At 67.4% G+C, this 12,958-nt stretch carries 12 protein-coding genes; 9 read left to right on the top strand and 3 right to left on the bottom strand.

Annotation, left to right across the window (positions count from 1 at the left end):
• Positions 1 to 9 precede the first annotated feature (9 nt).
• Together ACO0LV_RS11860 and ychF are read right to left on the bottom strand one after the other, a co-directional pair.
• The gene (locus tag ACO0LV_RS11860; protein WP_424788109.1) at positions 10 to 450 is read right to left on the bottom strand and encodes a YtoQ family protein; all 441 of its coding nucleotides are present in this window, start codon (positions 448 to 450) and stop codon (positions 10 to 12) included.
• A 145-nt stretch (positions 451 to 595) separates the two neighbouring features.
• The gene (gene ychF / locus ACO0LV_RS11855) at positions 596 to 1,681 is read right to left on the bottom strand and encodes a redox-regulated ATPase YchF (RefSeq protein WP_424788108.1); all 1,086 of its coding nucleotides are present in this window, start codon (positions 1,679 to 1,681) and stop codon (positions 596 to 598) included.
• A 163-nt stretch (positions 1,682 to 1,844) separates the two neighbouring features.
• On the opposite strand from ychF, the gene rmuC reads away from it, so the two are divergent.
• A complete protein-coding gene (gene rmuC, locus ACO0LV_RS11850) occupies positions 1,845 to 3,458 on the top strand; it encodes a DNA recombination protein RmuC (RefSeq protein ID WP_424788107.1) in 1,614 nt (537 codons plus the stop codon).
• Positions 3,459 to 3,482: 24 nt separating this feature from the next.
• Here rmuC and ACO0LV_RS11845 read toward each other — a convergent pair whose 3' ends face one another.
• Positions 3,483 to 4,484 carry a 4-hydroxy-3-methylbut-2-enyl diphosphate reductase gene (locus ACO0LV_RS11845; RefSeq protein WP_424788106.1) on the bottom strand — a complete coding sequence of 334 codons (1,002 nt, stop codon included), beginning with the start codon at positions 4,482 to 4,484 and terminating at the stop codon, positions 3,483 to 3,485.
• Positions 4,485 to 4,606: 122 nt separating this feature from the next.
• Here ACO0LV_RS11845 and xseA point away from each other — a divergent pair, with 122 nt between their 5' ends.
• The 8 genes from xseA to ACO0LV_RS11805 all read left to right on the top strand — a co-directional run bounded on the left by xseA (position 4,607) and on the right by ACO0LV_RS11805 (position 12,958).
• Positions 4,607 to 5,938: an exodeoxyribonuclease VII large subunit gene (gene xseA, locus ACO0LV_RS11840; protein ID WP_424788105.1), complete on the top strand. Its 1,332-nt coding sequence runs from the start codon at positions 4,607 to 4,609 to the stop codon at positions 5,936 to 5,938.
• Positions 5,939 to 5,966: 28 nt separating this feature from the next.
• On the top strand, positions 5,967 to 6,254 hold the full coding sequence (locus ACO0LV_RS11835; protein WP_424788104.1) for an exodeoxyribonuclease VII small subunit: 288 nt from the start codon (positions 5,967 to 5,969) through the stop codon (positions 6,252 to 6,254).
• The gene (locus ACO0LV_RS11830) at positions 6,251 to 7,222 is read left to right on the top strand and encodes a carbohydrate kinase family protein (RefSeq protein ID WP_424788103.1); all 972 of its coding nucleotides are present in this window, start codon (positions 6,251 to 6,253) and stop codon (positions 7,220 to 7,222) included. The genes ACO0LV_RS11835 and ACO0LV_RS11830 overlap by 4 nt, the downstream gene beginning before the upstream one ends.
• The gene (locus ACO0LV_RS11825) at positions 7,219 to 7,962 is read left to right on the top strand and encodes a carbonic anhydrase (protein WP_424788102.1); all 744 of its coding nucleotides are present in this window, start codon (positions 7,219 to 7,221) and stop codon (positions 7,960 to 7,962) included. The genes ACO0LV_RS11830 and ACO0LV_RS11825 overlap by 4 nt, the downstream gene beginning before the upstream one ends.
• 167 nt (positions 7,963 to 8,129) lie before the next feature.
• Positions 8,130 to 9,482 carry an ABC transporter substrate-binding protein gene (locus tag ACO0LV_RS11820; RefSeq protein ID WP_424788101.1) on the top strand — a complete coding sequence of 451 codons (1,353 nt, stop codon included), beginning with the start codon at positions 8,130 to 8,132 and terminating at the stop codon, positions 9,480 to 9,482.
• A 70-nt stretch (positions 9,483 to 9,552) separates the two neighbouring features.
• Positions 9,553 to 10,533 (top strand): carbohydrate ABC transporter permease, encoded by a 981-nt coding sequence (locus ACO0LV_RS11815; protein WP_424788100.1) that lies wholly within the window; start codon positions 9,553 to 9,555, stop codon positions 10,531 to 10,533.
• Positions 10,530 to 11,444: a carbohydrate ABC transporter permease gene (locus tag ACO0LV_RS11810; RefSeq protein ID WP_424788099.1), complete on the top strand. Its 915-nt coding sequence runs from the start codon at positions 10,530 to 10,532 to the stop codon at positions 11,442 to 11,444. Before ACO0LV_RS11815 ends, ACO0LV_RS11810 begins: the two co-directional genes overlap by 4 nt.
• Positions 11,445 to 11,605: 161 nt before the next feature.
• Positions 11,606 to 12,958 (top strand): NAD(P)/FAD-dependent oxidoreductase, encoded by a 1,353-nt coding sequence (locus ACO0LV_RS11805; protein ID WP_424788098.1) that lies wholly within the window; start codon positions 11,606 to 11,608, stop codon positions 12,956 to 12,958.

Below are 12,958 nucleotides of genomic sequence, written 5' to 3'. Positions count from 1 at the left end.
TCTACAGCCTCACGCCTTGAGCACGTACCGCAGGGTCTCCACCACCTGGTCGGTGTTCGTGCACCACGCCCGCGCCTCGGCGTCGACCTCCTTGAGCGGATGGACGATATCTGCGTCGTGAAGGGTCACGTAGGGCTTGCCCAGGGCGGCGCAGTAGCCGGCGTCGAAAGCGGCGTTCCACTGCTTGTACTTGTCCCCGAAGCGCACCACCACCAGGTCGCTCTGCTCAATCAGGGTGCGCGTGCGAATGGCATTGACCTTGGCGGACTGGTGATCACGCCAGAACTGGCTTTCGGTCTCGCCCAGATGGTCTCCGGCGGCGTCACTCGCAGGGTGGTCGGTCACCGGTGCGGTGAACGTGATGTCCAACCCAGCGGCCTGCGCCCCGCGCTGGATCTCGTCACGCCAATCGGTGTGGATCTCGCCGGAAAGATAAACAGAGAAACTCATGGCTCAAGGCTCCTGTATCGGGAGTGGACGGATCTAGTTCGAACCCTCGTTCACCGCCCTAATAGCCCAGCGAAAGGAACCAGGGTCCGGTACCGGGAGCGCTACAACCGGCGGGCACAGCCATCGATCCGGCGGCGAGGCGTTTTTAGACGCTGAACCGGAACTCCACCACATCGCCGTCGGCCATCACGTAGTCCTTGCCCTCGATGCGTACCTGACCGCGGGCCTTGGCTTCCGCCATCGAGCCCGCCGCGACCAAGTCCTCGAAGGAGACCACCTCGGCTTTGATGAACCCCTTCTGGAAGTCGGTGTGGATCACCCCAGCCGCTTGCGGGGCAGTCCACCCCTTGCCGATGGTCCAGGCCCGGGCCTCCTTCGGCCCGGCGGTCAAGTAGGTCTGCAGACCCAAGGTATCGAAGCCCACTCGGGCCAACTGGTCCAGCCCAGCCTCGTCCTGACCGGACTCCCCCAGCATCTCTGCGGCCTCCTCAGGTTCCAACTCCACCAACTCGGCCTCGAACTTCGCGTCCAGGAAGATCGCCGACGCCGGGGCGACCATCTCGCGCAGCCGCTCCTGCATCTCCGTATCGGCCAGCCCGTCGTCGTCGGTGTTGAACACGTAAATGAACGGCTTGGCGGTCATCAGCCCGAACTGGGCGATCACCTGCGGGTCCAGTCCGGCGGCCGCCCCACCGGCGGAGATGGTCACCCCGGTCTCCAGCAGCGCCAGCGCACCCCGGGCGGCATCCAGCACCTCAGCCTCGATCCGCTTACCGCGCACCTCCTTCTCCAGCCGCGGCATCGCCTTCTCCAGAGTCTGGATGTCGGCGAGGATCAGTTCGGTGTTGATGGTCTCGATGTCATCAGCCGGGGAGACCTTGCCGTCCACGTGCACCACGTCGGGATCGGCAAAGGCGCGGGTGACCTGACAGATCGCCTCGGCTTCACGGATATTGGCCAGGAACTTGTTCCCCAGCCCCTCCCCTTCGCTGGCGCCCTTGACGATGCCGGCGATGTCCACGAAGGAGACCGTGGCAGGCAGGATCCGCTCGGACCCGAAGATCTCTGCCAGGACGCCAAGACGCTCATCCGGCAGCGGCACTACGCCGATGTTCGGCTCGATGGTGGCGAACGGGTAGTTCGCAGCCAGGACGGTCGCGCGGGTCAGCGCGTTGAACAGGGTGGACTTGCCAACGTTGGGCAGGCCGGCGATTCCGATAGTGAGGGCCACGTGGGGTGATTCTACTTGCCGGCACCAGCACCGGCGGACCCGGTGTGATGCAGACGATGAACGACGACGGCGCGTACCTGCCGTAGGAGCGGATCCACGGCGAAGTGAGGGGTCTGCGGCCGGTCGGTGCCCCGATGTCAGTGGCTCGTGGTTGCCTGGGGGCATGGAGTTCACACACGTGCTGTTGATCGTCGGGGCGCTGCTGTTAGGCATTGCCGGCGGGTTCTTGGTGGCGCGTCAGCGAGCCGCCGCCCAGAGCGGGCAACTCAATGCCCGCGCGGTGGCCGCAGAACGTGAGCTGGCCGCGGTGCGGCAGATGCACGATCAGCAGGTCCGGGCTGAGCGCGACAGCGCAGTCGAACGACTGCAGACCGAGCGGTCCGACGCCGCTGCTCGCCTGGAGGAGGAGCGAAACACAGCCGCGCAACGGCTGGTTGCGCGAGAGCAGGAGCTGGCCCAGCGTCTCGCTGACCGGGAGCGGGAACTCGCCGAGCAACTGCGCGCCGAGCGTGAGGCTGCGGCGCAGCGAGTGGAGGAGATGCGCGCGGACACCAAACGTTTGGCCGACGAGTTCGAAGCACTCTCGCGCAAGGCACTGGCGGCGAACTCTGAGTCGTTCCTGCAGCAGGCTGCGGAGCGGCTCAAGCGTGCCGAAGAGTCCAGCGTCTCCGAACTGGCCAAGCGCGAGGAGGCCATCAAGTCGCTGGTGGAGCCGTTGCAGCGGACCCTGGGCGAGGTGAAGGCCGAGATGACGTCCGCGGAGAAGGCCCGGCTCGCCGCCCACACCGCACTTGACCAGCAGGTCCAGGCAATGCGCGAGTCCTCCGACTCCTTGCGCACCGAGACCGGCCAGTTGGTGACCGCCTTGCGTGCTCCGCAGATTCGCGGGCGTTGGGGTGAGCTGCAACTACGGCGCGTGGTCGAGGCTGCCGGAATGGTCGAACATGTCGACTTCACCGAGCAGGACCAACTCGACGGCGGGGCGCTGCGCCCGGACCTGGTGGTGAAACTGCCCGGGGACAAGCAGATCGTGGTGGACTCCAAGGTCTCGTTCAACGGCTACCTCGAAGCGATGGAGGCCCGCGAGGAATCGGTCCGCGCCGAACGGCTCAAGGCCCACGCCCGGCACCTGCGCAAGCACATCGACGATCTGGACTCCAAGGCCTACTGGGAGCACATCAGCGGCAGCCCGGAGTTCACCGTGATGTTCGTTCCGGCCGAGGCCTTCCTGAACGCGGCGCTGGAGCAGGATCCCACCCTGCTGGAACACGCCTTCGGCAAGAACGTGGTCATCGCCACCCCGCCCACGCTGGTCGCACTGCTACGAACCGTGGGTTACACCTGGCGCCAGGAGTTGCTCGCGGCCGAGGCACAGCAGGTCTTCACCGTGGGCCGGGAACTGCACAAGCGGCTGGCCACCTTCGGCGAGCACCTGCAGAAGGTCAGCCGCAGCCTGAACAGCACCGTGGACGCCTTCAACAAGATGAACGCCTCATTGGACTCCCGGCTGGTGCCCCAGGTACGGCGGTTCTCCGGTCTCCAGGGATTGGAGGACTCCTTCGAGGTACCGCCGCCCCTGGAAGTACTCGCCGTAGCGGCGCACAAGGAGGACCTCTATGCCTCCGCCGCTGACGAGGAAGCGCAACAGCGGCATCTGGACGGGGCCGATGAGACAACGAAACTTGTCGAATCCGCTGACGCAGTCGCCAAGAAGGTCGTACACGAGAACCCCCAGGAGCAACACGCCGGCGGCGACACCGAAACCGCGATCGCCTGAGCACGCAACGCCGCGGGTGGCCTCTCAGGAGGCGTTGACCTGCAACTCCGGGCGGTGGCCGCGCTGGAGTTTCCCGGCCTTCTTCAGGTCCGCCCGCAACTCCTTGGGTAGGGAGAACATCAGGTCTTCGGTCGCGGTCCGGACCTCCTCGAGGTCGGAGAAACCGAGCGCATCGAGGCGCTCGATCACCTCGCGCACCAGAATCTCCGGGACCGAGGCACCAGAGGTCACTCCCACCGTGGTGGCGCCCTCGAGCCACTCGTCCTGCAACTCCCGGACCCGGTCCACCCGGTAGGCCGCGCCCGCCCCCGCCTCCAGGGACACCTCGACCAGGCGCACGGAGTTGGAGGAGTTGGCCGAGCCGACCACGATCATGACGTCGACCTGCGGGGCGATCTTCTTCACCGCCACCTGCCGGTTCTGGGTGGCGTAGCAGATGTCATCACTGGGCGGGTCCTGGAGCGCGGGGAACCGCTCACGCAGCCGGCGCACGGTCTCCATCACCTCATCCACCGAGAGCGTGGTCTGGGACAGCCACACGACGTTCTCCGGGTCCCGCACGGTCACCGAGTCCACCGCGTCCGGGCCGTCGACCAACTGGACGTGCTCCGGCGCCTCGCCCGCGGTGCCCTCGACCTCCTCGTGGCCTTCGTGGCCGATGAGCAGGATGTCCATGTCCTTACGGGCGAAGCGCACCGCTTCCTTGTGCACCTTCGTCACCAACGGGCAGGTGGCATCGATGGTGGCCAGATTGCGTGTGGCAGCCTCGGCGTGCACCGCCGGCGAGACCCCGTGGGCGGAGAAGACCACCCGGGCGCCTTCGGGGACCTCATCGGTCTCGTCGACGAAAATCGCGCCGCGTTCGGACAGGGTCTCCACCACGAACTTGTTGTGCACGATCTCTTTGCGCACATAGATCGGTGCGCCGTGGTGCTCCAGTGCCCGCTCGACCGCTTCGACAGCCCGGTCGACGCCCGCACAGTAGCCACGTGGAGCGGCGAGCAGCACACGTTTGGTTACAGACACGCCTCCAGTCTAGGTGGCATCGCAGTGATCGTCCTGTGTCCGCCCCTCAGATGCAGACGGCCGCCGCTGCCATCGGTGGTGCCGTTGCTTCGACTGTCACCGGGATGGGGCAGGCTAGGACCATGAGTACCTCCCCCGACCCCGGCGCCCTGCCCCCCAAGGCACTGGACACCACCGCCGAACACCCCTGGCCGGTGCGGGTGCTGTCGACCAAGATCGCCGAGTACGTCAATCGGATGGCGCCGGTGTGGGTCGAGGGACAGATCGTCCAGCTGAACAAGCACAATTCCTCCGCCACCGCCTACCTGACGTTGCGGGACACCGATGTGGACATGTCCCTGAACGTGACCATGCTCAAGCGCTTGCTCGCCTCCGTCGCCGCCCCGGTGGCCGAAGGTGCGCACGTGGTGGTGCACGCCAAGCCGAACTTCTGGATCAAGAAGGGCACGCTCAGCCTGCGGGCCCAGGACATCCGCGCCATCGGGGTCGGAGAACTGCTCGCCAGGATCGAGCACCTGAAGAAGATTCTGGCCGCTGAGGGGCTCTTCGATGCCGAGCGCAAGCACCCGCTGCCGTTCCTGCCGGCGCGCATCGGACTGATCTGCGGACGCGATGCCAAGGCCAAGCACGACGTGCTCGTCAACGCCCGCGCCCGGTGGGAGCATGTGCGCTTCGAGATCCGCGAGGTCGCGGTGCAGGGCCCCAACTGCGTACCCGAGGTCAGCGCAGCGCTTGCCGAACTCGACGCTCGCGAGGACGTCGACGTGATCATCATCGCCCGCGGTGGCGGGTCCGTGGAGGACCTGCTGCCCTTCTCCAACGAGTCCCTGGTGCGCGCGGTCGGGGCGGCCACCACGCCGGTAGTTTCGGCCATCGGGCACGAGACCGACACCCCGTTGCTGGACCTGATCGCCGACTACCGCGCCTCCACCCCCACTGCGGCGGCCAAGCGCGTGGTGCCGGAGGTGGCTGCCGAACTCTCCCGGATCGACGACGCTCGCGAGCAGATGCGGCGCTGTCTGGCCCAACGCCTGGACAACGAGAGCGCACACCTGACCAATATCCGGGCCCGCCCGGTGCTGGCTGACCCCACCTCGATCATCACCCCCCGCATGGAGGGCCTGCAGCGTGCGCGGCGCGACGCCCGCCAGGCCATCCGGCATGTGCTTGCCCAGGCCCAAGCAGACCTGCACACCGCCCGGGCGAGCCTGCGCGCGCTCTCCCCCCAGTCCACCCTGAATCGCGGATACGCAGTCCTTCGGACCAGCAGCGGCCAGGTTGTCCGCGATGCCGGGGCCGTCGAGGTCGGGCAGGACCTGCACGCCCGGGTGGCCAGCGGGGCACTGCACCTGGACGTGACGGCGATCGAGGAGACGACGAGCGGCCAAGTGGCCGTGACCGCAGAACCCACCGAGAACGCCGGCGCCTCGCTGGCGCCGGCGGACTCACACTGACCCCGCACCGACCTGATTGGATAGTGCCGTGACCGATCCCAGCCAACGTCCCGACGTCAACACCCTGTCCTACGAGCAGGCCCGCGATGAACTCACCCAGGTGGTAGCCAGCCTGGAGAACGGCTCGGCCTCCCTGGAGGACTCCCTGGCGCTGTGGGAGCGGGGCGAGGCGTTGGCCGACCGGTGCCAGGGTTGGCTGGATGCGGCCAAGGAGCGACTGGCTGCCGCCAGCGCGGACCACGCCGCCGAACCCGACGCGAACGGAACCGACGCGGATCAATCGTCCGCCCCAGTGGCTGATGAGGGCGATCAGTGATCGCTGCCCCGGGCGCACTGGTGGTCGGTGAGGCACTGGTCGATGTGGTCCGGGACGCCGGTGGGCACGTGACCGAGCACCCCGGTGGATCACCGGCGAACGTCGCGATCGGCCTCTCCCGGTTGGGACGCCCGGTGAGGTTGTCCACCTGGTTCGGCTCGGACGCACACGGAGATCTGGTGCGCGCCCACCTGACCGGCGCCGGGGTGGACCTGACCTGGGGCTCCGACGGTGCCGAGCGCACCTCCACGGCGCTGGCCCGGTTGGACTCGGACGGGGCGGCACAGTACACCTTCGATCTGGAGTGGCGGGTACCTGCCATCACGGTGGATGAGCACGTGCGGGTGCTGCACGCCGGGTCCATCGCCGCGACGCTGCCCCCTGGGGCGGACGAGGTGGCACGCCTCCTCAACGGCGGGGCCACCCATGCCACGATCAGTTACGACCCCAACGTCCGGCCCACCATCATGGGCGAGGTCGGGCCGGCCCGGGAGCGTATCGAGGCCCTGGTGGCTAGCGCCGATGTGGTCAAGGTCTCCGATGAGGACCTGACCTGGCTCTACCCCGAACAGGATCCGATCGCCTCCGCCCGGAACTGGGCGCACAGGGGACCCGCACTGGTGGTGGTGACCCGTGGGGGTTCGGAGTCGGTGGGCCTGTGCGCCGCCGGGGAGGTAAGGGTTCCCAGCCCCTTGGTGTCCGTGGTGGACACCGTCGGCGCCGGGGACTCCTACATGGCCGCCCTGCTCGATGCCCTCTGGCGGGCGGACCTGCTCGGCGCGTCCCGTCGGCGCGCTCTGCACCGCATCGGTACCACCGGGTTGCGGGCCGCGATGACGCATGCCGCGGCAGCCGCCGCGCTCACCGTCAGCCGTGCCGGAGCCAACCCGCCCAGCCGCGACGAGTTGGAGCAGTCGCTCGCCCGCCACGGCACATCCACACCAGCACCACGAGCGGAGGATGCATGAGTCCCAAGGCACCCGTGAGCCCCGAAGCAGCCTGGCAGGCCCTGCGCGAGGGAAACGATCGATTCGTCGCAGGCACGATGACGCACCCCAGCCAGGGCGTGGACCACCGTCGTGAGGTCTCGGTCCGCCAACACCCGTTCGCGGTGATCTTCGGCTGCTCCGACTCCCGGGTCGGCGCCGAACTGATCTTCGACCGCGGCCTCGGTGACCTGTTCGTGGTGCGCACCGCCGGGCACGTCGTGGACACCACCGTGATCGGGTCCATCGAGTACGGCGTTGACGTCCTGGGAGTGCCGCTGGTGGTGGTCCTGGGTCACGACCACTGCGGAGCCCTGCAGGCAGCGATCGACGCCCTCACCACGGGGAAGATGCCCGGCGGCTTCGTGCGCGCGGTGGTGGACCGGGTGATTCCCAGCCTGGTCATGCCCGGCCAGCAGGATCGGCACTCCCGCCCCGATACGCCACCGTCGGCCGCCGGCGACATGGGGGCTGGGCACGCCGAGACCGAGCCCGGCGCCCCATCCGGGGGGCACGAGGGGGCAGCACCGGTGGATGCCGCCCTGCAGCGCCAGATCCACATCCCCGACGACGACGCCCTGCGCCGCCAGCATGTCCGCGCCACGGTGCAGATGCTGCGCACCTACTCCCTGAGTCTGGAGAACGCCATCGCCGAGGGCCGCTGCGCCGTCATCGGCGTGGAATACGACCTGGCCGATGGCCGGGCCCGCTTGGTCGACTAGGCCCAATCCCGAATATCTCAGCAACTGTCGGGAATGCCCTTTCCATATTTGTTGTCAAACGGTTATGCCCGTTTTACCCCGCCGGTGCCCGGACAGGAGTATGCCTAGGGGTGCGCATGGGGGTGCAATCAGCCAGCATGCGCATCGACACTAGCAAGGGAGCCGGAATGAAACGAAGCGCAGCAGTCCGCCTGGCGGCGGTCGTGGCCGCCACGGGCCTACTCGCAGCCGGGTGCTTGAGCGACGACCCCGATGGGGGCAACGGCGGTAACGGGGGCGGGGGCGCCGGCGACACAGGCAATGGTGATAACGGCAACGGTGCCAGCGGTGGACCGGTAGAGATCGTCGGTGCCTTCTCCGGGGAACAACAACAGGCTTTCGAAGCCGACCTGGAGATGGTGGCCGAGGAGCACGACCTCGACCTGGAGTTCAACTCCCTGGCCGACTTCGACACCATCATCCGCACCCGCGTCGAGGGCGGGAACGTACCCGACATCGCGATCTTCCCCCAGCCCGGTCTGATGATGGACCTGGCCGGCGACGGTCACCTGATCCCACTCTCCGAGGCTCTCGACCTCGACGCAGCGTCCGGGGACATGATCGACGGTCTGGTGGACACCGGCACCGCGGAGGACGGCACCACCTACGGCATCCCCTACTCCATCAATGTCAAGTCACTGGTCTTCTACCCGATCCCCGAGTTCGACGACGCCGGCTACACCATCCCCGAATCGCACCAGGAACTGGTGGAACTGAGCCAGCAGATGGTCGATGACGGTGTGACGCCCTGGTGCATCGGCATCGAGTCCGGACCCGACACCGGTTGGCCGGCAACGGACTGGCTGGAGGAGTACGTGCTCCGGGTGGGTGGACCGGATGTCTACGACCAGTGGGTGAACAATGAGATCCCCTTCGATGACCCCGTCGTCGTGGAAGCCGGTGAGGCATTCGGTGAGATCGCCCTGACCGAGGGCTTCGTGGTCGGTGGCCAGCAGGGCCTGACCGCCACGAACTTCGGTGACGCCGCAAACCCGCTGATCGCCGACGAGCCGGGCTGCATGATGCACCGCCAGGGCAACTTCATCACCAGTTTCTGGCCTCCGGAGATCCTGGAGAACCTCGATGAGGAGGTCGGCGTGTTCCTGCTGCCTCCCTATGAGGGCGGCTTCGATGGACAGCCCGTGCTGGGCGGCGGTGACTACATGGCGCTGCTGAGCGACAACCCCGACGCCGCAGCAGCCCTGGAGGCGATCGCCGCACCGTCATTCGGTGAGAACTCCGCCGCATCCGGTGGGTGGTTGTCCCCGAACGTCTCCTTCGACACCTCCTTCTACCCCAACGACCTGCTCCGCGAGCAGGCCGAACTGGCCGCCGACTCGGATGTGTTCCGCTTCGACGGTTCGGACCTGATGCCCGCCCAGGTGGGCACCGGGACGTTCTGGACCTCGATGGTCGACTGGCTCTCCGGGAGCGTGGAACTGGAGGAGGCTCTCAGCGAGATCGAGAACAGCTGGCCGTGATTCTCCACGGCGGCCGGGCGGGCGGTGAAGCCTCGCCCGGCCGCCGTGCTCGCCTGGGAAAGGGCGCACCATGATCAAAGTCATCAACGCCGTCCTTGCCATCGCCGGTGGCGTCGGAGCGGTGCTCATCCTGTTCTTCGTGTTCAACTGGTTGGTCGAGAGGCTTCCCGAACGCTGGTCCAGCAGGCTCAAGCCGTGGGTGTTCGCCGGCCCGGCGATCGCCTTCATCGGACTATTCCTGCTCTACCCGGGCGTGCGCACGATCATCCTCAGTTTCGCCAACGCCCGCTCCACCGAGTGGGTCGGGGTGCAGAACTACGTGGATCTGCTCACCGAGTCCGCGTTCCAGCAGACCATGATCAACACCCTGCTGTGGATCCTGGTGGTGCCCACCGTGGCGGTGGTGATCGGGTTGCTGGTGGCGGTGCTCACCGACCGGCTCGCCCCGCGCGGGGAGAAGGTCACCAAGTCACTGATCTTCCTACCGATGGCGATCTCCATGGTCGGGGCCAGTACGATCTGGCGGTTCATCTATGAGTTCCGTCCCGGTGGAACCGAACAGATCGGGTTGCTGAACGCCCTGTGGACCGGCATCGGCGGGCAACCACAGGTCTGGCTGCAGATGCGGGACTACCGGCTGAACAGTTTCCTGCTCATGATCATCCTGATCTGGTTGCAGACCGGGTTCGCGATGGTGCTGTTGTCCTCGGCGATCAAAGCGGTTCCGGAGGAAACGATCGAAGCGGCACGCATTGACGGCGCGACGGAAGTACAGGCTTTCTTCCAAGTGGTGATCCCGCAGATCTGGGGCACGGTGATCACCGTATTCGTCACGATTCTGATCGCGGTCATGAAGATCTTCGACATCGTCTACGTGATGACCGGGGGCCAGCACAATACCGACGTCGTGGCACGACGATTCTTCGCCGAACTGTTCAATGTGGGTGATTACGGCAAATCCGCGGCCATCGTGGTGCTGCTGATGATCGCGGTGATCCCGGTGATGATCTACCAGGTCCGGCAGTTCCGGAAGCAGGAGGCCATGGGATGAGTACCTCGACCGTTCCTCCGGTAGCAGAAGCCGCCCCGACGGGCAGGTCCCGCCCCAGGTCGCGTCCCGAGCCGGGTGAGTCCAGAGCCAACTGGCCGGTCCGCATCACCCTGGCGCTCGTCGTCGTCGGCTTCGTCATCCCCACTCTGGGTCTGCTGGTCACCTCCTTCCGCACCCGCGAGGATGCCACCAGCACCTCCTGGTGGGGAGCGATCCTGCGGTTCTGGGACAACGACTGGACGCTGAACTCCTATCGGGAGGTCCTGGATGCGGGCATGGGCAACGCCTTCATCAACTCCCTGGTGGTGACCATCCCGGCCACCATCATCCCCATCCTGATCGCGGCGATGGCGGCCTACGCCTTCACGTTCCTGCAGTTCCGGGGCCGGGATTGGCTGTTCGTCCTCGTGGTGGGCCTGCTCGTGGTGCCCAACCAGGTGGCGCTGATGCCACTGCTGCAGCTGTTCAACCAGTTCGGCCTGGTCGGGGAGTTCATCACGGTGTGGCTGGCCCACACCGGGTTCGGGATGCCGCTGGCGGTGTTCATCCTGCGCAACTACATGTCCACGTTGCCCAAGGCCGTGATCGAGTCGGCCAAGATCGACGGCGCCAGCCACTATCAGACGTTCTGGCGCCTGATCCTGCCGATGAGCGTGCCGGCGCTGGCCGCCTTCGCGATCTTCCAGTTCCTCTGGGTGTGGAACGACCTGCTGATCGCGGTGCTGTTCATCGGTTCGGGACGCAACGAGGTGGTCACCGTGGCGTTGCAGGGCCTCATCGGCCAGTACGGCCAGCGGTGGGACCTGCTCTCCTCCGGGGCGTTCATCTCGATGCTGGTCCCCGTGATCGTCTTCTTCGCCCTGCAGCGCTACTTCGTGCGCGGCATGACCGCGGGGGCGGTCAAGGGCTAGGAGACGGCCCGGCCCGGGCACGGGGACTCTTCCCGGCCCGGGCCCGGGTTGTGCCCGACCGGACGCCCCGCCCCGGTTCCGGGGACGGCGGCGCACCGGCTTCGCAGGACCTGCGCGTCAAACCGCTGGCATCGCCGCTGCGCGGCTGGTACCAAGGACCAATGGGTTCCCTCCGAAACCGCCGCATCGCCGCGGTCCGCCAACGCAGTATCCCCACGCCGAAGTCAGCGATCGTCGTTGGCGCCGGGATGGTCGGACTTGCCACCGCGTGGCACCTGCGCCGCGCCGGCCTGGACGTGACCGTGGTGGAGCAGGATCACGTAGCCGCCGGGGCGTCCTGGGGCAACGCCGGCTGGCTGACTCCTCCGATCACCACCCCGTTACCCGAGCCCGCGATCCTGCGTTCGGGACTCAAGGCGTTCATCTCCCCCAACTCCCCGGTCTACGTCCCGCCCCGGATCGACCCGGTGCTGATCCGGTTCCTGGCCGGCTTCCTACGCCGCTCCACCGCCGGGGCCTGGACCAGGGCGATGGGCCACTACATCCCGCTGAACCGGGAGTCACTGGCGGCGTTCGACGAGTTGACCGAGAACGGGGTGAGTGAACCCACCGTGGAGCCCGAGGCGTTCCTGGCCTGCTTCGCCCGTCCCGGCCAGCACAAACTGCTGATGGAAGAGTTCGACCAGATCCGTGCGGCCGGTCAGGACGTGGGCGCCGACCTGCTCGACGGCGACGCGGCGCGGGAGATCGTGCCGGCACTGTCCGAGCAGGTGGTCGAGGCGATCCGGCTGCACGGGACACGCTTCATGGACCCGCCCGCTTTCCTGACCTCACTGGCGGCGGCGGTGCGCGCTCAGGGCACCACGGTGCACGAAGGACGGCGGGTGATAGCCGCCGACGGCGGTGGGCCGGGTTCACCGGCCTCGGTCACCGTGGCGGACAACGTCCGTAGTGGCCAGACCCGCAGTGAGAGCCCCGCGCGCACCGGGGGCGAGGTCGAACGACTGGACGCCGACGTGGTGGTGCTGGCGACCGGGGCGTGGCTGCCGCAACTGTCCCGTGGCTTCGGGGTCCGCCAGGTGGTCCAAGCCGGACGGGGCTATTCCTTCACCGTGTCGGTTGACCCCGCGCCGACGGTGCCGGTGTACTTCCCGGCCCAGCGCGTGGCCTGCACCCCGCTGGGTGGACGGTTACGGGTGGCCGGAATGATGGAGTTCCAGCGCCCCGACGCCCCGTTGGACCCGCGCCGCATCAAGGCGATCGTCGGCGCCACGCGGCCGCTGTTGACCGGAGCGGACTTCGAGGCGCGCGAGGACGAGTGGGTCGGCTCCCGGCCGGTCACGCCTGATGGTCTGCCGCAGATCGGTCCGACCGCCTCGCCCCGGGTGCACATCGCCGGTGGGCACGGGATGTGGGGTATCACGCTGGGGCCGTTGACCGGGCGGTTGCTCACCGAGGCGATCACCACCGGGCAGGTTCCCGAGCTGCTCGCCCCGTTCGACCCGCTGCGCTGA

This window comes from Pseudactinotalea sp. Z1739 (genome assembly GCF_049725055.1).
Taxonomy (GTDB): Bacteria; Actinomycetota; Actinomycetes; order Actinomycetales; family Beutenbergiaceae; genus CALKWS01.
Note: the sequence above shows the minus strand (reverse complement) of the source record. Positions and strands in the feature narration are given on the sequence as shown.